This is a genomic window from Paenibacillus soyae, assembly GCF_024623455.1.
Classification (GTDB): Bacteria; Bacillota; Bacilli; order Paenibacillales; family Paenibacillaceae; genus Pristimantibacillus; species Pristimantibacillus soyae.
Genome location: NZ_JANIPJ010000018.1, coordinates 108126 through 127381, shown reverse-complemented (window position 1 = coordinate 127381; position 19256 = coordinate 108126). Strand labels below are relative to the sequence as shown.

Sequence of the window (19256 nt, the reverse complement as noted above, 5' to 3'; positions counted from 1 at the left end):
CAGTTGATCGAGCAGTCCTTGCAAGCCTTATAACATTGCTTCGGCAAAAATCCGCTGAACGTGCCGCTACGCCGCCTCGACAAGAGTCATACGATGATTTAACCCGTTTTTATTTCGACTTTGGAGGGTGGATCAGGTATGGAAAAAATCATCATCTCAGGCACGAATCATCCCATCTACGTCGATCCGAAGGATGTGAAGGGAGCCAGCCTGATCCGGTATAAAGGCGTATCGCAGCCGCGGGTCGTGCAAAGGTGGAGAACGATGGCTTCTAAGCTGAACCCTGATCTGATTATCGATGCGGGAGTTAATTACGGCGAAATCGTTCTGTCCGCCTTGTACCCGGCACATGCATCGATTACCGTCATCGATGCTAATGAAGTGCTGCGGCCCTATCTCCTCCGGTCCATGAAAGAGCATCCGAACGGCAGTCAATTTCGCTATATCCACGCGCTTGCTTCCGACCAGATGCTAGACTCGGCTACCTTCTACGTCGATAAAGCTCGTTCTGGAAACTCTTCCGCTTATCATCTGGGCAACCGAGCTTTCGATGAGGTGAAGGTGCGAAGCGTTACCATAGACAGTTTGTTCAGGACGAATGAAACCAATGGGAAAACCTTGCTGTTCAAGCTGGACGTCGAGGGCTATGAATGGCAGGTGCTGCGCGGCATGAAGCGAATACTCGCGGAGTCCAAGGAAGCGGCCGGCTGCATAGAGTTTAATATGAACTATATGAAAAACAAGGGAATTGATATAGGAGCATATATGCAATTCTTAAGCGAACATTTCCATCTCTATGCTCTCGGCGATGCAGGTAAGCTGACGGCGATCGAGCCGCCTTATCTCGAGAATACGAAAGCCTTTTTCGCAAGAGACACATCATGCAACGATTTGATCCTTCTGTCGGACAATCGGCTGCTTAGCAAGCTGCTGTGAGACCGATTTTGGCCTGAACAAAGAAAGGTACAGCCCTCAAGAATGATGAGGAGGCTGTACCTTTATTCGTATATAAGGTGGATCATGCGGCTCCAACAAGTCTGAACGGAACTCAGAAGCCTTATTCGGGACAAATGAGCCATTTTTCAATGCTAATGGAACTGAGCGCCGTTATTTGTCTGTTTCCATTGTGATTCTACTCAAATCAGAAGGAATAAGGTCGCTCCGTTCCGTTAGTCTCCCCAAAAGCTCCGTTTTCCGGTGAATAACGTCTCTCAGTTTCGCAAGGTATCCGACAGAAGCTCATGATAAATTTCAAGATCCTGTCCAAGCTCCTCTAAAATTCGGGTCTCTAACGTTTGCAGCAGCTGCGGCCCGGAAATATCCGTTTGAATCAAGCTTTGCAGCTGTTTGTTCCAAATCTCCTCCGCCTTCGCCGCCAGCGGCGAGGACCGGTAATCTCTAACCTTCGAATGCCATGCCCAGCCGGGAAGACTCTCTCTGTAGGACCCTTCCAGCTCCATCGACAATTGGATGTACTCCCATGCAGAGGCTTTATTCGGACTGTCGCGCATGATCGAGAAAAAAGATCCGCCATGCACCCAATAGGCGTTGAAGGGCAGTCGTGTAAATTTCCACTGCTCCAAATGCTCGGGGTCCCACTGCTTGATGAGGTCAAAGCCCCATTCGCCCATATATAACAGGGCCAGCTTGCCCTCTCTTATGGCCTGTTGGCCTTTGTCATCCCACATATTCCAATTCGAGGCCAGCCCTTTGCTCTCTACTTCAAGCATAAGCGATGCATAAGGAGCTAATGACTCCGTGTTTCTGCTGTAATTTCCATTTTGGTCAAAATAGCCATACCCTGTTGCGGCTACTTGAAGCACCTCATGGGTATAACCAATGACTCCGACGTCATGCGATTTAAGCGTCTCGGCAAGGCGAGTCCAATTCTGGGGGCTCTCCATGAACGCCGCGAGCCCTTCGGGATCGGAAGGGAACCCGTACTTCTCCAATAGATCGGCCCGATAGAACGTCCCGGCCATAGGGAAATCCTTCGGAACCGCAATCAGCGACTGGCCGTCCATGGAAGTAAACGGCGTTAGCGTCAGACCATTAAACCACTTCTTCTGAATAAGCTCCCCGGCAAGATAGGGCTCTTGTCCAACGTCTTCGAGAAGGTCGGAACCGCTTAAAGTGTTTAGAAGCTCGTTCCCGGCTATGACCAGATCAGGGGCCGGCGCGGATGCCAGCTTCTCAAGAAGAGCATCTCCCTCGGCGTAGTCCCATACTACCTCTCGACCCGGATATTTTCGCTTATATTCGTCAACGATCCAGCTTTGCTCCTCCAACGTTGCCAGTATTCGCAAGTCTCCCGAATCGGAATTCGTTGTAGAGCGGGGAGCGGGGGATACGTCTTCGCTTGGAGCGTTTGCCGTGCAGCTGGAAAGAACGACGCAGAGCAGAATAGAAAGCATAATCGTAAACGAATGACGTCGGTTATTCTTGGCCAAGTTCCTTCTCCCTCTCGCTATGAAAAAAAATCATCCCCGCGTAAGGAGGATGATTGCATAGGCAATATGTCCTACTTTTGGCAACTCAGCCACCATAGGTTTTTCCCTTAGGCCTGTAATTTTGCGTCCTGACCTTTCGGACAGTTTGCCGTTATCCAAGTAAATGTAGTTCAATTATACTGTGCGATGTCGAAAGGTGACAAGCCGTTCAAGGGCTGGTAATTTGTAACTCCGACTATAAGTCACTCTCATAAAAACGACCGTATCCACTCCGCCGCGAGGCCGGGGGCCTCTATCGGAAACTGATGTCCGAGGGGGAGCTTTGTTGTCTCAATACGTTGAAACGCCTCAGGGATATGATGCTCCCGGTCAGCCTCGCCCCACAGAATGCGGACTTTCTCCTCGTTCCAGCAGTCTGGCCGCAGCCTCGCCGCCTCATGCCTCGTGAGTGCCGCCATGACTTTAGCGTTGGTGTCCCGCAAGCGCGGGGAGCTCATATCCTGCACGACGTATCTTGCATACGGTTCCAGACGGTCCGAGCTCTCTGCCAAATGGTTCATCGCCAGCAGCTGACGCCGGAAGGAGCGCTCGCTTATCATCCGCAGCGCAGCCTTCGTCAGCCCGGCGCTGGAATACCGCCGATGAATGGGATGAAGAACGGGCTGCAGCAGCAGAAGCCGCTCGACCTGCGAATCCATCTTTTCCATTACTCTGGCCGCTATCAGCCCACCGAACGAATGGCCAACCAGAACAACGGGACGTTCCAGCTCCTCTACGAGCCGCTTCACCGACTCTACATACCCCTCGATCAGCGAAGAATGACGATGTGGCGGCGTGCGTCCGAACCCGGGCAGATCGATCAGCCGAATCGGCACGTGTTCTAACCGTTCCGCGACGGGCTGGAGGCAATCGGCGCCGCCGAACGTGCCGTGGAGGAAGAGGACGGGCGTCCCGGATGCGGGCGCGTCCTGCTCGAGCGTAACGAGTCCCGCTCTTCTTCGTCGTACAAACCGCTTGGAGGGAGCCGTATCGGGATGGCTCAGCTGATAGTCCAATTCGGTTATGACAAAAGGAAGAGCCGCTATTGATACGGCGCTTCGTTCTCCGCACTTGTCCTCAACCTCGAGCTTCGATTCCACGGGAAACTCGTTCGTCACGAGGAAGCCCATGGACTCCGGAGGAACGCCTAGTCGCTTGCCGATTGCGCCAACGCGAAGCGCGGCTCTCAGCAGTGGAAGCGGGACTGAGCCAAGAGGAGGGGAAACCCGCAGCTCCGCGACCATTCGCTTGATCAGCTCGGGAATGGCCGGAGTTTCTTGTTTGCGGTCGAGCAAATAATAGGTGTCGCTTCGGACGGCGGAGGTATTCGCTAGCTTGGATAGGAAGGAGGCGACATGATCGACATGCACCATGGGCAGCCAGTGCTCCTTGCCCCCGGGAACAAGCGGCATAAGATGACGGCGGACCGCGTCGACCAATATGCCGAGACCGCCAGTCTGCTCGATGGCACCCGTCTCCGAATGTCCGATCACTACGGAGGGGTTGACCGTGGATAGCGGAATATTTAACGGGGCGAATGCTTTACGGAGATAAGAATCGGCGAGAAACTTCATCTTCTCGTATGGCGGCGCGTGATCGAGGGAAGCATTCGGCTCCATCAAGGCATTCTGTTCGTTGAACGGACTCATGAAGCCGACGACGTGAATGAACTGACGCAGGCCTCTCGCCGCGTGAATCCGAAGGGCCAGCTCCGCAAGCGCTATGGCTGGATCAAGAAACGCGCGCCGCGCCTCCTCTTCGCCAAGCTCGATATCCATCGGGCCTCCGGCATGAATGATCACGTCCGACTCCAGTACCTGTTCGTAGCTGTCCGGGTCCAGCCCAAGCCGGGGCTGCGACAAATCGCCGATGACGGGGATGAGGCCGGGCGCTTCTTCGAGCCGCATGAGCTTGCGGACGGCCCGGAATCGTTCAAGACTTCGGACGAGAACGTACACGGTATGCCGCTGCGTGGAGAGCTCCGCGAGCACGTATTTGCCGATAAAGCCGGTCCCGCCGGTTATAAAGAGGTTCATGCTGTATCATCCTTTCCTAATTTCAATCTTAGTACCACATAGTACTAATTGGGTCAAAAAAATTACTTTAGCATCGCTGCTAAAGCATGAAGCAGGTCCTTCAACATTTGCGGCCGCTCCGTCGCTTTCGAGACGAATAAGGCACCTTCGACGGAGGAGACAATCAGCGTCGCCGTAGCGCGAGCCGGTAGATTCGAGGGGAACAAGCCGGTAGCCGAGCCTTCAAGAAGCAGACTCTCGACATGCTCCAGCTGCCGCTCGAAGAAGCCTTTAATACGGCTCCGAACCTCGGCCGATTCCATCGACGTCTGCGTGTACAGCGTCAAGATGGGGCATCCGCCGAGAAAGTCGTTTTGCTCTTGCTCTCCGGCCACGATTTCGAAGAAACGTTCGAGCTTCTCCATAAACGGCATGTGGCTCTGGGATAAAATATGGCTCAGCCGGTATTCGTAGTGCGCAATCAGCTGGTCGACGATCGCCAGCAGCAGCTCCTCCTTGCTTTTGAAATGGTAGTAGATGTTCGTCTTCGATACCTTGCTCATGGAGACGATCTCGTCCATGCTGGTGACCTGATAGCCTCGCGTCAGGAACAGGTTCGATGCGGTCTGCAGGACAACGTCGCGATTGGAAACGGTTGGGGTGTTTTTTCTCATAGTAGTACTATATAGTTCTAATAAAATGAAGTCAAGGGCATCTGGATAAACCTGACATGAAGCGCTTTCTTTTCAGTTAGGATGGAGACGCGGCTGTTAAAATCGTACAGAGATGGGGCTCGGCTACAACGATTGAAAGGAAGTATGCACAAGCATCTAGGTGCGGTATGATAGGAGTATTTCTTGATAAACGAACGACAGAGGCGGATGAAGACCGGATGGCGCAAAATACTTTATATCGAAACCGCAAAATTCGGGCGGTGTCTTTGCTTGTTGCGATGCTCCTTCTCCTGGGCGTTATGATCATGCCGTCCTTCGGGCGCGGCGAGAACGGGGCGGAGCCGAAGGCGAAGGCCGGCGTGCTTGATTTAAGGAATTGGAGCCTGGAGGAAGACGGACCGGTGCGTCTGAACGGCGAGTGGTCCTTGTACTGGGAGCGGCTGATAGGCGCGGAAGGGGCGCTGCAGCATGGCGAACCGGCGCTAATCGAGGTCCCGGGAGAGTGGGAGACGATCGGATTGCCGGGCCGGGGCTACGCTACCTATCGGCTGCGGGTGCTGACGCAAGGAGAGGTTGGAGCGCTCGGGCTGCACCTTCCTGCGATATCCCCCGCCTACAAGGTATTGGTGAACGGACAGGAGATCGCGCTGGCCGGAGCGGCGGCACCGACCAAGGAAGAGACGAAGTCCGCGTACAGGCCGCAGACCGCAACGTTCGCTCCTCCGCCGGACGAATTCGAGCTGGTCATCCAGACGGCGAACTTCCTTTATCCTTCGGGAGGCATATGGTTCAGCATGACGCTCGGTCCGGAGGAACGGATGGCGGCCGTAGAGAAACGAACCGAGTTCGCGAGCATGGCCGTATTCGGCGGTTGCGCTTTGCTCGGCCTGTACCAAATATCCGTGTTTCTGCTGCGCCGCTCGGAGCGGTCGACGCTTTATTTCGGCATATGCTGCCTGCTTGGCGCGATTCGGCAGTGGGTCGTGGGCGGCATTTATCTGGTCGATCTGTATCCGGACGTCTCGATTCGGCTCCTCATCCTGCTGGAGTATTTGACCTATTACGGCGGAGTGACGATGGCCGTCTTGTTCGTCCGGGAGCTGTATCCGGCGGAGTTCGGCGTCAGGCCGGCCAAGCTGCTTGCATGGACGGGGACGGGCTTTATCGCCACCGTGCTGTTATTCCCGGCCGAGATTTACACCCAATTCATCGGATATTACAAAATCGTCTCCCTGATCGCGCTTGCGTACATCTTGTACGGCTTTTTCCTCGCCTTGTGGCGCGGGAGGGGCGGCGCGCTGCTGCAGCTGTCGGGGTGGCTCGCGTTCGTGGCGGCGGCCGTGCACGATATTTTGTACAGCGTGGGCTGGATCGTCGCGGTCGACGCGCAGCTGGTGCCTTACGGCTTCATTCTGCTCGTCTTCATCGAGGCGTTGGAGCTGGCAAGACGATTCACGAGCGCGTATCGGACGATTGGCGAGATGTCGAACGAGCTGATCGCGATGGACCGCATGAAGGACGAGTTTCTGGCGAACACCTCGCACGAGCTGAAGACGCCTCTGCACGGCATTCTGAATTTGTCGCAGGCCTTGTCCGAAGGGAAGTTCGGCCCGGTCGCCCCCGCGCAGACGGAGCAGCTGGACGTTGTCGTCTCGGTTGCGCGGCGCATGAATAATTTGATCAACGATATCCTGGACCTGTCCCTGCTCAAAAATAACGGAATCCGCCTGCAGCTCGGCCGGGTCGACGTGCAGGCGGCGGTGACCGCCCAGGAGGAAGTATTCCGGCATTATATCGGCAAGAAGCCGGTCGCGCTCCGGCTGGAGTGGCCGAACCGGCTGCCGCCGGCGCTCGCGGACGAGAATCGGCTGCTGCAGATCGTCTACAATTTAATCGGCAACGCCGTTAAATTCACGCCGGAGGGCGAAGTTGTCGTATCAGGCTGGACGGACGGCGGCATGCTGCATATCGCGGTTGCCGATTCCGGCATTGGCATTCCGGCGGATAAGCTGGAGACGATCTTCCAATCGTTCGAGCGGCTCGGCGCTCCGGTCGCCAAGGAATACGGCGGAACCGGTCTGGGGCTCGGCATTACGAAGCGGCTGGTGGAGCTTCACGGGGGCACCATCTCGGTAACGTCGACCGAAGGCGAAGGCTCCGTGTTCACGTTCACGCTGCCGATCGCCGAACGCGCTGCCGAAGAGAAGGCGCCGGCGGCAGGACAATCGTCAGCTGGCCTGACGGTTATTGAGCCGGCGGGTCAGCCGGCAGACGGACGGTCTGGACGATCCGGACTATCCATACTCGCCGTCGACGACGACCCGGTCAATCTTCGCGTGCTGCGCACTTTGTTCGCGGGCGAGCCTTACGAGGTGATGACGGCCGCGAGCGGCCAGGAAGCTCTGCAGGTGCTGGAGCGGGGCGGCGACGGGATCGGTCTGGTCATTCTGGACGTCATGATGCCCGGGCTTTCCGGGTACGAGACTTGCCGCAGAATAAGAGAGAGCTACGGCCTATCCGAGCTCCCGATTCTGCTGACGACGGCAAGAAGCGACCCCGCGGATGCGATGTACGGCTTCGAGGCGGGGGCCAATGATTTTGCGGCCAAGCCCTTCGATCCTCATGAGCTGCGGGCGAGGGCGCGGACGCTGCTCGAGATGAAGCGGTCGGCCGAGGAAGCCGTCCGGTCGGAAATGGCGTTTCTGCAGGCGCAGATCAAACCCCATTTTCTATACAACGCGCTTAACACGATCATTTCGCTGTCGCTCGACGAGCCGCAGACGGCGCATGATTTGCTTCTGCATTTGAGCCGCTACCTGCGGGGAAGCTTCGACTTCCGCAACAAGCAGAAGCTGGTGCCGCTGCGCAAGGAGCTGGAGCTCACGGAGGCATACTTGCAGATCGAGCGGGCGAGGTTCGGGGAGCGGCTGCGCGTGCGGTATGACGTGGAGCCCGATGCGGACTGCCTACTGCCGCCGACAACGCTGCAGCCGCTGGTCGAGAATGCGGTGCGGCATGGCGTCACGAAGCGGGAAGAAGGCGGGACGATTGCGATCTCGGTCCGCCGGGAGGGGGAGGATGTCGTTATCTCCGTGGAAGATGATGGCGTGGGCATGGAGCCCTCCTTGGAACAAACGATTTTTACGCGAGAGCCGGAAGGGGAAGGCGGCGTCGGCTTGCGCAATATTCATAAACGGCTGATCCGGCAGTTTGGCGCGGGGCTTAGCCTTGTAAGCGAGTCCGGACGCGGGACGAAGGTCTCGCTGAGCGTGCCGAAGGCGCCGGAGAATACACCATAAGGGATGAAGGGAGGGTGCTGGAGGATGATTCGAGTCATTGCCGTGGATGACGAGCTGCCCGCGCTGCGGAGGGCGGGCAAGCTGCTGGAAACGCTCGAGGGTGTGCAAGTCGCGGGTCTGTTCGATAGTCCGAAGCTGTTCCTCGAGCATATGCTGACGACGGCGGAGCCTGTCGACCTTGTGCTGCTTGATATCGAGATGCCGGGCCTGAACGGACTCGAGCTCGCGGAGCGGCTGAGAAATATTCGGCCGGAGGTTCACGTTTCGTTCCTGACGGCCTACGAAGAATATGCGAGAGATGCCTTCGGCGTGGAGGCGATCGATTACGTGCTGAAGCCGTTTACCGCCGATGATCTGCTGCGTACGATCGGTCGGCTGGAGAAGAGGCGCGTCCGTCAATCGGGCAAGGACCCCGAGGCGGCGAGGAGCGGACTGGCGGTTCGCAGCTTCGGGCCATTCTCCGTTACGACGGAGAGCGGGGAGCAGATGCGGTTCCGCAATTCGAAGAGCAGGGAGCTGCTGGCCTTCCTGCATCATCATCGGGACAAAGCGGTCGGCAAGTCGCAAATATTGGACAGGCTGTGGGAGGGGCGCGACGCGGATCGCGCGCAGGTCAATTTGCATTCGACCGTCTATCAGCTGCGCAAGGATCTGGAGGCATGCGGCTTGCACGGCGCGGTGGAGCAGATGAAGACGGCAGGCGGGAGCTACCGGCTGCATTGGCCGCTTGCCATCGAGGACGACGTCGCCGAATACGAGCTGGCCGTGCGCGAATACGGCCGCTCGGGTTCGCTCGCGCAGCTGGTCCGCGCGATTCAGCTGTATGGCGACGGCTATCTCGCCGGCAGCGGCTATGACTGGGCCGCTCCGCGCCAGGCGGAGCTGGAGCTGGGCTACGCGCGCCTGCTTGAAGCGATGGCCGACGCGTACGCCGTTCAATCGCGCCACGAGCTGGCGCTGAGCCCGATGCAGAAGCTGGTGCATCTGCACCCGCTGGACGAGCGGCTTCACGCCAAGCTGGCCGCTCTTCTGATTCTGGCGGGCAGAGCCGACGACGCCCGGGAGTACTGCGCCATGATGGCGGAGCTGCTCGACGAAGCCGCCGCCAAGGAGCTGGACTACCGCCTTGTGGCGGCGAACCCGGGCCGGTATTTCGGCAGCGCTATGCGGTAATAGGTTTTATAATAAGAAGGCTTCTTCCTGTTGGAGGGAGCCGTTTTTTTTAGGCGTGTTTGGCACGCTTATTCCGTACCAATCGCCCCGCCAAGCACGAATAGACGTTTCAGGCACGCTTATTCCTCACCAATCGCCCCTTCAAGCACAAATAGACGTTTCTAGTACGCCTAATCCCCCGCATCCGCCCTGCTCCTGTAGCCTTCACTCCCCAGATATGGCGATATATCCGTCATCCGGCAGTCTTGTCACCACACACTGCTCGCTGGATTCGAACTCGGCGATTCGCTCTTCGATGGAGCGACCACCTGAATCGGGAAACAAGTCCTCCCGGTCATAATGCGGGAAGATCAGGTGATCTGTCAGATGCAGCGCGCTCAAGTCGGTCAACTGCGGCGTATTCATCTCCGGCGTAAAGCGCGAAACGATTCTAATATGAGGGCCGAGCAGCAGGGAGCCCGCGCTGACTCCGACAAGCACGGCATTTCTTTCCGCTAATGCTGTAAGAATGGCGTCAGCGCCGCTTTTTCGAGCGTAATGAAGCAGTTGAAACGGATTGCCGCCGTTAATATAGACAACATCCATTCGCTCGAGCACGCCAGGATTCTGGAATTCGATATCAACAAAATCAACCTGTCGAAAGCCCATCTCCGCGAAATCCATTCGAGCCTTCTGCGCGTAGCGGTTACTTTCCTTCTTGGGGGAAGCCGTCGTAATAATAGCCGCGCGCAGCCTGCCAATATCCCCTTCTATGAGCTCCAGAAAACCTTTCTTGATCGTATCGGTAAAAAATCCATTCGAGGTGAGCAGCAGCTTAGCCATATTCGCAAGTCCTTCCATATTTGGTTGGAACTATTCTAGCAAGAATTGGCTAGTAGAAACAGGAACATTTTTCGTCAAAATTTTCCCCAAACTTCCTCCTAACCTGACATGAAGCGCTTTCTTTTCAGTTTGCGGGAAGGACATGCAGGTAGAATGTAGGAGTGTCTTGGAAACGAGGCCGCTAGATTCATATCCTAATTTCATTTATGGGGGAAACGAAGATGTCGAAACGTCATCATAAAAGGCTTGCATGGCTTCTGTCGGCCGCCTTACTAATTGGTGCGCTGGCAACGCCTTTAGCGACGAACACGGCTGAGGCCTACAGAGTTAAGGGCGTTCGAGAAGTCGCCATGCCGGGAGGGTTCCAGCTGTCGACCGAAGGTTTGTTTGACTTGCCTAGCGACATTGCCATCGATGCGGACGGGAACCGTTATGTGGTCGATCAGAATAACAACCGGATACAGAAATTCAAAGCCGATGGAAGCTTTGAACGGATGTGGGGGACGCAGGGCAGCGGCAACGGACAGTTCAACTCGCCGGAGGAGATAGAGGTGGATGCCGACGGCAATGTGTACGTATTGGACAAGTATAACTACCGGGTTCAGAGATTCGACGCGGACGGGAAATACTGGGGGCATTGGGGATCATACGGCGACGGAGATGCGCAATTCAAGGATCCGACCGCCCTTGCCTTAGATGCGGAGGGTAACGTGTATATCGGGGATACCTCCAATTTTAAAATAAGAAAGTTCAGCAATTCCGGCGCGCTCCTTGCCGTATGGAACGGCGACAGCTCGGGTCCCGGCAATATTTCATTTCCCGAAGCGATCGACGTCGATGCGGACGGCAACGTCTATGTGGCGGATTATATAGAACAATATATCATTAAGCTGGACCAAACCGGCCAAGTCACCGGGACATGGGGGACGGGCTCGAACGGCAACGCGGACGGCCAGCTCTATAACCCGAAGGGATTAGCCGTTGATGGGAACGGGGACGTCTACGTCGCGGACACCTATAACCACCGGATCCAAAAGTTCGCGGCGGATGGCACTTTTCTCGCCAAGTGGGGCAGCGAAGGCAATGAGACTGGACAATTCAGGTTTCCGATGGGCATGACATTGGACGACGAGGGTCATCTTCTTGTAGCAGACGGACAAAACGCGCGCATTCAACAGTTTTCAGCGGATGAAGAGGAAGAACAAGCTTCGGCTTTCGGCAGCTATGGCAGCATCAATCCCCGGTGGGGTCCGGGAACGGTAGATGCGGACGGAAACCTGTACGTGCTGGAGTACGGAAGCCAAAGCGTAATGAAGTTCGATTCCACCGGCGTTCACGCTGACAGCTGGGGAGGAGCCGGCAGCGACCCGGGCCGTTTCTTCTACCCATCGGACCTTGAAACGGACGCAGAGGGCAACGTTTATGTCTCCGACAGCGGCAACTACCGGATTCAAAAATTCGACGGCAGTGGCGAGTTTGTGGAGGAGTGGAGGAGCGAAGGAGACGAGGAGGGGCAGTTCAACGGCGTCGGCGAGATGGGGCGGGACCGCAGCGGCAACTTGTATGTGTTGGACGAAGAAAACCATCGCATGCAAAAGTTCGACCCGGAAGGAGAGCTCCTTCTGCAGTGGCCGCTTAAAACGATCGACCTAGGCGGCGAAGAGGGAGAGGAAGACGGTGAGTTGGGGCCGAGGTTCTTTGCCATGCCACTCGACATCGCGGTAGATGGCAATGGCAACGTGTACTTGATGTTCGAGTTTAACGGGCAGGTCGTCAAATACGATACCAACGGCAATGAGGTGGGCGAATGGTCCGCAGCGCTTGCCGGGGAAGAATGGATTTGGGATTTTGATTACTCGTATCAAATAGAGGCGGACGCTAGCGGCAGTGTCTACGTCATGGATCCAATTCGCGGCAGCATCAAGCAGTTTAGCTCGGACGGCCGGCATATGGCGACGTGGGGAGAGAACGAGGAGCATATTGCTCAGCCGGTCGGATTTAGCTTGGCGCCGGACGGACGCTTTTACGTATGGGAAGCGGAAGACCCGTTCGACTCGGAACTGGTTCAGATCCGGGTATACGAGCGTTATGAGCAGACGTATCCGGACTATGTCCCGGCACCTGCGCCTGCACCTGTCGATCCTACGAAGGGTCATCTGACATTGGCGGCCGGACAAGCCGGCGAGGTCAGTCTGGACAATGAGGCATTCGTCTCCGTGCCTGCGGGCGCGGCGGATCGGGCCATAACCATTACGATCGAGAAAGCAAGCGATGCCGAGCAGTTGATTGCGGATCGAGATTTACTTAGCGGCGCGGTGTTCGAGCTGCTCAAGGATATGACGGATCACTTCAAAACCCCGGTGACGGTCAGCTTTGTCTTTGACCCGGAGAAGCTGGGCGAGGGGCAGAGAGCGGGCATCTTCTACTATGACGAGCAAGCGCGGGAATGGATCGAATTGTCTGGCTTCACGGTTAAGGATAATCGGATTTCGGCGCCGGTCGATCATTTCACGAAGTTTGCGGTGTTGGCGATAGACGACGTGGAGCCCCCTGCCATTGATTTCGAAGATACCGATGGTCATTGGGCGCAGGAAATCATCAAACAAGCTGTAGGACGGGGCGTCGTCAAAGGCTACGAGGACGGAACCTTCCGGCCTGACCAGACCGTGACGCGGGCGGAATTTACGAAGATGCTGGCGAATGCGCTGGAGCTGCCGGAGGCTGAGGGGCAAGCGAGCTTTGCCGACGATGCGGAAATTGGCGAGTGGGCCAAGGGGGCGGTAGCATCGGCTGCGGGTGCCGGCTTCATCCAGGGCTATAAGGACGGAACGTTCCGTCCGAACGCTCCAATCTCCCGAGCGGCGATGGCGAAGATGATTGCGGCCGCGCTGGAGATGCCTGAGCCGGCGGGCTCGGCAACCGGCTTTGCCGACGATGCCGATATTCCTTCGTGGGCGAAGGGAGCGGCCGGAGCGCTTCGCGAGGCTGGCATAATGGAAGGCAAAGGCGCTGATGCTTTCGCTCCAAGCGCTTCGGCGACAAGGGCCGAAGCGGCGAAGCTGATCGTGCTTATGCTAGAGAAGCTAGAGCTATCGCAATAGATTACGCATAGAGACAGGACATCAGGAGCGGCCGTTCGGGAAGGATGGCCGCTTTCTTGTGGTTTATTTATAAAATGGCTGCAAACTCTGAAAAAAGATGTTCCATTTAGACAAAATATGTTAATCTCTACTAGAGAAAAATATAGTTGAATAGACCCATGTAGACCTACTTCATTGACATACATCACCATTAAATAACGATGAGGAGGCAATGATGAGCAAGAAACTGGCTATTCTATTAGTCCTATGTATGACGTTGACGCTGCTTAATCCGATAGGCTCGGCTCTGACGGTTAGTGCGGCGGGGGAGACGGGGACGATTGCTCCCGTGAAGGACAAGTTTGATGATGAAATATTATCTTATGATGGTGATGGAGGACTCAATTTCATTGGTTATATGAGCTCATTCGGCCAGCACACATCGCATCTCCAGTTCGATCTCGCGGGACAGATTGACTCGGGCCGCGCGCTAAAGCAAGTTGAACTCGTATTGCCCATACTTGAGGGCAGAATTGTAAGAAATCAGTCGTCAATTGATCCTTACATTAAACTGTACGGGGCGGGCGACGATGGCTGGAGCGAGGCGTCAGGGGAGGCGAGCGATGTTCCGGCTTTCGAGCTCGATGAATTTATTATGAAGAAAGACATTTCTTTCTCGGCCTATCAAGCCCATTTCTCTCCATCGGAGCCCTCGCCTCCCATGCTCATTCGAATGGATGTAACAAACTTCATAAAAGATCAGCTCGTGGATAGTCAGGATCGGCAAGCAACCTTTGTTCTAGAGGGGCCAAACGCTTCAGATATTAATGCCGGTGCGAGCGGGGAAATTCGGCATTATATTAGCATCAGCGATGCAGATGGCCCGCAGAACAGCGCCGGCGTGCCCTACCTTCTCTACGAATACGAGCCGAATAGCCCGCCGACGGCTCTTTCACTCTCTTCAAACAGCATTGCGGAGAATGCGGCAAGCGGCACTTCGATCGGGACGCTCACCGCAACCGATCCCGATGCCGGCGATACATTTACCTATGCGCTCGTGCCGGGCGGCGATGCGGCAAGCTTTACGATCGCGGGCAATTCGCTTCGGAGTAACGCCGTATTCAACTATGAGGCAAAGAGCAGTTATGGCTTTGAAGTTGAGGTAACGGACTCTGTGGGCAATAAGTTTAAGAGCCCATTCACCGTGCAAGTAACGGACGTGAACGAGGTGCCGGCCCTTACGTCGGTTCAAATCAACGGCGGAGCTGCAACGACCAACTCGAATTCGGTCACGGTAGCCGTCAGTTCGGCAGATCCGGAGAACAACGTAACGAAGCTTCTTCTTTCAAACAACAACAGCGATTGGACCGAGCTGACGGCAGGCCCGTCGGTGACCTGGCCGCTAGCTTCCGGAGACGGACTTAAGACGGTTTACGTCAAAGCGAAGGATGCCGGCGGTCTGGAATCCCCGGTGCAGAGCGATACGATCACGCTGGATCAGACGGCCCCATCCGGCGGTGTCACGATCAATGGCGGACAGGCTCACGCGAATGCCGCAGCGGTAACGCTGACAGTCGACTACGGGGACGCCGCGCAAATGCGCTTCTCCAATGAAGATCTTGCTTGGAGCGGCTGGACCGCTGCGGCAGTAACGCATCCATGGACGCTTGCTCCGGGCGACGGCGAGAAAACCGTCTATATGGAGCTGCGGGATGCAGCAGGCAATGTAAGCAGTCCGCCGAGCAGCGACACGATCCTTCTGGATACGGCGGCGCCGACGGAGATTCAGCTGTCACCGGGCTCCATTGCGGAAAACTCGGAATCCGGCACGGTAGTCGGCACGTTAAGCACAACCGATCCCGATTCGACGGGCTACGTATACGAGCTAACGGGTGGCGACACGGCTAGCTTTACTCTAACGGGAACGACGATCAGCTCGAACGCGGTATTCGATTACGAGCAAAAGAATAGCTATACGTTGAATGTCAAAGTAACGGATTTGGCAGGCAACGCGTTTACGGACACGATCACCGTAGTGGTAACGAATGCTCCGGAACCGCCGGTCGTCACTTCGGTTCAAATCAACGGAGGAGCGGCGTTCACGACCTCCGATTCGGTAACGGTGACCGTAGCATACGATGATCCGGATGGCGACGTGTCGCGGCTTCTGCTCTCGAACGATAACAGCGATTGGACGGAGCTGGCGCCGGCCACGTCTGTGCCATGGACCTTAGCGCCAGGCGACGGTACGAAGACGGTGTACGTTAAGGCGAGGGATGCCGGCGGGCGGGAATCCGCCGTAGCGAGCGATCTAATCGGCCTCGACATGACCATTCCGTCGGGCAGCGTGACCATCGAGGGCGGGCAGACCTACGTGAACGACAGAGACGTCAATCTGTCCATTAATTACGGCGACGCCGCAGAGATGCGTTTCTCGAACGACGGGACAGGCTGGAGTGGCTGGGTTAGCGCGGCGGCCTCCTACACCTGGCAGCTGTCCGCCGGCGACGGCGAGAAAACCGTCTATATGGAGCTGCGGGATGCGGCGAACAATGTAAGCATTCCGCCGATCAGCGACACGATTATTTTGGACATGACCGCTCCAACAAGCATTCAGCTCTCTTCCAACAGCATTGCGGAGAATAGGGCGGCGGGCACAACGGTAGGCACGCTCAGCACAACCGATCCCGATTCAGCAGGTTATGTATACGAGTTGACGGGCGTCGATTCGGCGAGCTTTACTCTATCGGGAACGACGATCAGCTCGAATGAGGTATTTGATTATGAGCAAAAAAACAGCTATAGCTTGACCCTGAAAGTAACGGATCAGGCCGGCAACTCGTTTTCGGACGCGATGACCATTCTAGTGACGGACGTTCAAGAGGCGCCGGCCATATCGTCCGTTCAAATTAACGGAGGAGCCGCATTCACGACATCAGGTTCGGTGACGCTGAACGTCTCCTATACCGATCCGGAGAATAACGTATCGGCGCTGCTTCTATCGAACGACGGCAATTCATGGACCGAGCTGGCGGCAAGCCCTTCCGTGTCCTGGACTCTGGCGCCCGGCGATGGAACGAAGACGGTTTACGTCAAGGCAAAGGATGCTAGCGGTCTCGAATCCGTGGAGCAGAGCGACGCGATTGTACTCGACACGACTCCGCCCGAGGTTGACGGCGTAACGGACGGTGCTAAGCTCAACAGGGCGGTAGAAGTATCCTTTAATGAAGGTTCTGCGACTCTTAATGGTTCGCCGTTTGGTACTATCGACAGGACTGGGACAATTTCCACGGACGGCAGCTATACGCTCATCGTCACCGATGCTGCAGGTCTGACGACGAAGGTGGACTTCAGTATCGACGCAACGCCCCCTGTCGTAACAGGCGTAGCAGACGGTGCCTTTTATAACTCGGCGGTAACTCCGACATACTCGGATGCGAATCCAAGCTCCGTCCTGACGGCAACAGTAAATGAGTCGCCGTTCACTAGCGGAACAATCGTTTCAGACAATGATGAATATCTATTGCTGGTTAAGGATGATTACGATAATGAAACGCTGATCGCGTTTACGATCGATAAGACGGCTCCGGCCGGCACCCTCACCATTAACAATGGAGCCGCGGAAACGACCAGCGCGAACGTCACTCTTACCCTAACGGCAACCGATGCTACAGAGCTGGATATGCGCTTCTCGCTTGATGGAACAACTTGGGCAGACGGCGAATGGGAAGCTTTTGTAGGCGAGAAAAGCTGGACGCTCGCCGCTGGTTACGGCGCGAAGACCGTATACGTGCAGCTGCGCGACGAAGCTGGAAACGTGAACACGACCGCGATTAGCGACTCTATCTTGTATCGCTCGATTCCGGCCGCAGCCGACAGCGGCGTAACGGGAACGGAGGATACGGCGATCGATTTTGCGCAGGCCGATTTTAACTATTCGAATGCGGACGGGATTCCAATCGATACGGTCACGATTCTATCGCTGCCGGAGCACGGCAGCCTCAAGCTGGATGGCGCGGCGGTAGAAGAAGATGACGAGGTTCCGCCAGCCGATCTGGACAAGCTTCAGTTTGTTCCGGACTCGAATTGGTTCGGTACGACGACGTTCGAGTGGACGGTATCCGCGAACGCGCTGGAAGCATCCGGTCCGGCCGACATGGAGATTGAGGTGACGTCGGTGAACGACGCGCCGGCGGCGGAGACGCTGCAATTCACGACAAGCATCGGCAGAGCCGTCGACGGACAGCTGAAAGCAACCGACATTGAATCCGATCCGTTGACGTATGCCATCGTGGATCAACCCGCGACGGGAACAATCGATTTGGACGAGTCAACCGGCGAGTTCACCTTTACGCCCCAGCCGGGCAATTATTCCACCGTCACCTTCACCTATAAAGTGAATGACGGTTTGCTCGACTCCGCCGCTGCAACGGTAACGGTCCGCAATAATCCGCCGGTCATCATCGTGGAGCCGCCGAAGCCGCCGGTCATTATTGACGGTTTAACCGGCTTGCCGGGAGTCGAGGTGAAGGTCGAAATTAAAGACGGACAGGAAGTCATCGTAATCTCGCTGGATGGAGAACGTCTCGAGGATGTGATCAAGAAGTCCGAGGACGGCGTCATCACCATCGATGTCGGCGACAAAGCGAAGAACGTCGAGCTCGGCATCGACGAGAAGCTCCTGGAGCTGCTGGATGAAGGAAATAAGACGATTACGATCGTTATGGGCGGTTCGAGCTACGGACTGTCCGCCGCCGCAATAGATGAACTGCTTCGCGGCTGGGAGGGCGATTCCTCCAAGCTTGTGTTGGAAATTAAGAAGGCCGATGCGATGTCGTCAGCTAAGCTCGAGCGAATCGCCGACAACAAAGGCTTTAAGCTGCTTGTTGAACCGATGAGCTTCCAGCTGTACAGACAAAGCGGCGAGTCCAGAACCAAGCTGACCAGCGTAAAGGGCTACCTCACCATCAGCTACGGCGAGGAGGAGCTGAAGGGCCAGAAACCGACAACGGCCGTCCTTCTGCTGCCCAATGGCAAAGCGGTCCATGTGCCTACGAGAATCGAGGAGCAGGACGGCGGGTTCGACATGAGGGTGCATAGCTTTGCCGGAGGCGTGTTCACGCTGATCGCGTATGAGACATCGTTCGAGGACGTATCCGGTTGGGCGAAGACGTACATCGACGAGCTTGCTTCCCGCCTTGTCGTTCAGGGGACGGGAGAGGGGCAGTTCATGCCGGGACGGAGCGTCACGCGCGCGGAGTTCGCGTCGATCATTACCGGGGCGCTCGGCTTATACAACATCGAGAACGCAGGCACATTCCGCGATATAGAGGGTGACGCCTGGTATGCGGAAGCTGTCGCGGCTGCTTACGCATTCGGATTAATTAGCGGCTACGGGGACCAAACGTTCCGTCCGGACGAGCAAATTTCGCGGGAGGAAGCGATGGTCATCCTCTCCCGTGCGTTCGGCTTAATGGAATTGAAGCCTGACTTTACAGAGGATGAGCAAGCGGATGCGCTTGCGTCGTTCGGAGATCAGGACCAGCTTCACGCCTGGTCGGAGGAGGCCGTCGCGCTGACCGTTCTTCTCGGCATTGTGAACGGAAACGGCGCCGGCATATCGCCGGACGAGCCAATGACCAGAGCGCAGCTGGCAGCGGTAATCGTCAGATTGCTGCAAGTCGGTCAATTCATGTAAGTAAGA

The 19256-nt window shown here is 56.3% G+C and carries 9 protein-coding genes and 1 riboswitch; of the genes, 5 read left to right on the top strand and 4 right to left on the bottom strand.

Features of this window, described 5'->3' with window-relative positions:
* The first annotated feature begins 138 nt into the window (after nt 1-138).
* Nucleotides 139-936, top strand: coding sequence for an FkbM family methyltransferase (locus NQZ67_RS22425; protein WP_257450287.1), 798 nt, complete (start codon nt 139-141; stop codon nt 934-936).
* Nucleotides 937-1211: 275 nt separating this feature from the next.
* Here the strand turns inward: NQZ67_RS22425 and NQZ67_RS22420 are convergent, their stop codons facing one another.
* The 3 genes from NQZ67_RS22420 to NQZ67_RS22410 form a co-directional block, all read right to left on the bottom strand.
* Entirely contained in the window at nt 1212-2450 is a 1239-nt protein-coding gene (locus tag NQZ67_RS22420) for an ABC transporter substrate-binding protein (RefSeq protein WP_257450285.1), read from the bottom strand.
* Nucleotides 2451-2526: 76 nt separating this feature from the next.
* A riboswitch (cyclic di-GMP riboswitch) is annotated at nt 2527-2610 on the bottom strand.
* Between the two features lie 88 nt (nt 2611-2698).
* Nucleotides 2699-4525, bottom strand: coding sequence for an alpha/beta fold hydrolase (locus NQZ67_RS22415; protein ID WP_257450283.1), 1827 nt, complete (start codon nt 4523-4525; stop codon nt 2699-2701).
* 62 nt (nt 4526-4587) lie between these two features.
* The gene (locus tag NQZ67_RS22410) at nt 4588-5178 is read right to left on the bottom strand and encodes a TetR/AcrR family transcriptional regulator (protein WP_257450281.1); all 591 of its coding nucleotides are present in this window, start codon (nt 5176-5178) and stop codon (nt 4588-4590) included.
* Nucleotides 5179-5396: 218 nt separating this feature from the next.
* On the opposite strand from NQZ67_RS22410, the gene NQZ67_RS22405 reads away from it, so the two are divergent.
* Nucleotides 5397-8477 carry a hybrid sensor histidine kinase/response regulator gene (locus tag NQZ67_RS22405; RefSeq protein WP_257450279.1) on the top strand — a complete coding sequence of 1027 codons (3081 nt, stop codon included), beginning with the start codon at nt 5397-5399 and terminating at the stop codon, nt 8475-8477.
* Nucleotides 8478-8501: 24 nt separating this feature from the next.
* Entirely contained in the window at nt 8502-9650 is a 1149-nt protein-coding gene (locus NQZ67_RS22400; RefSeq protein ID WP_257450277.1) for a response regulator, read from the top strand.
* A 204-nt stretch (nt 9651-9854) separates the two neighbouring features.
* Here the strand turns inward: NQZ67_RS22400 and NQZ67_RS22395 are convergent, their stop codons facing one another.
* The gene (locus NQZ67_RS22395; protein WP_257450276.1) at nt 9855-10472 is read right to left on the bottom strand and encodes a Type 1 glutamine amidotransferase-like domain-containing protein; all 618 of its coding nucleotides are present in this window, start codon (nt 10470-10472) and stop codon (nt 9855-9857) included.
* 221 nt (nt 10473-10693) lie between these two features.
* On the opposite strand from NQZ67_RS22395, the gene NQZ67_RS22390 reads away from it, so the two are divergent.
* Complete coding sequence (locus NQZ67_RS22390; RefSeq protein ID WP_257450275.1) at nt 10694-13573, top strand: S-layer homology domain-containing protein; 2880 nt, start codon at nt 10694-10696, stop codon at nt 13571-13573.
* Between the two features lie 214 nt (nt 13574-13787).
* A complete protein-coding gene (locus NQZ67_RS22385) occupies nt 13788-19250 on the top strand; it encodes an S-layer homology domain-containing protein (RefSeq protein WP_257450274.1) in 5463 nt (1820 codons plus the stop codon).
* The last annotated feature ends 6 nt before the right edge of the window (nt 19251-19256 follow it).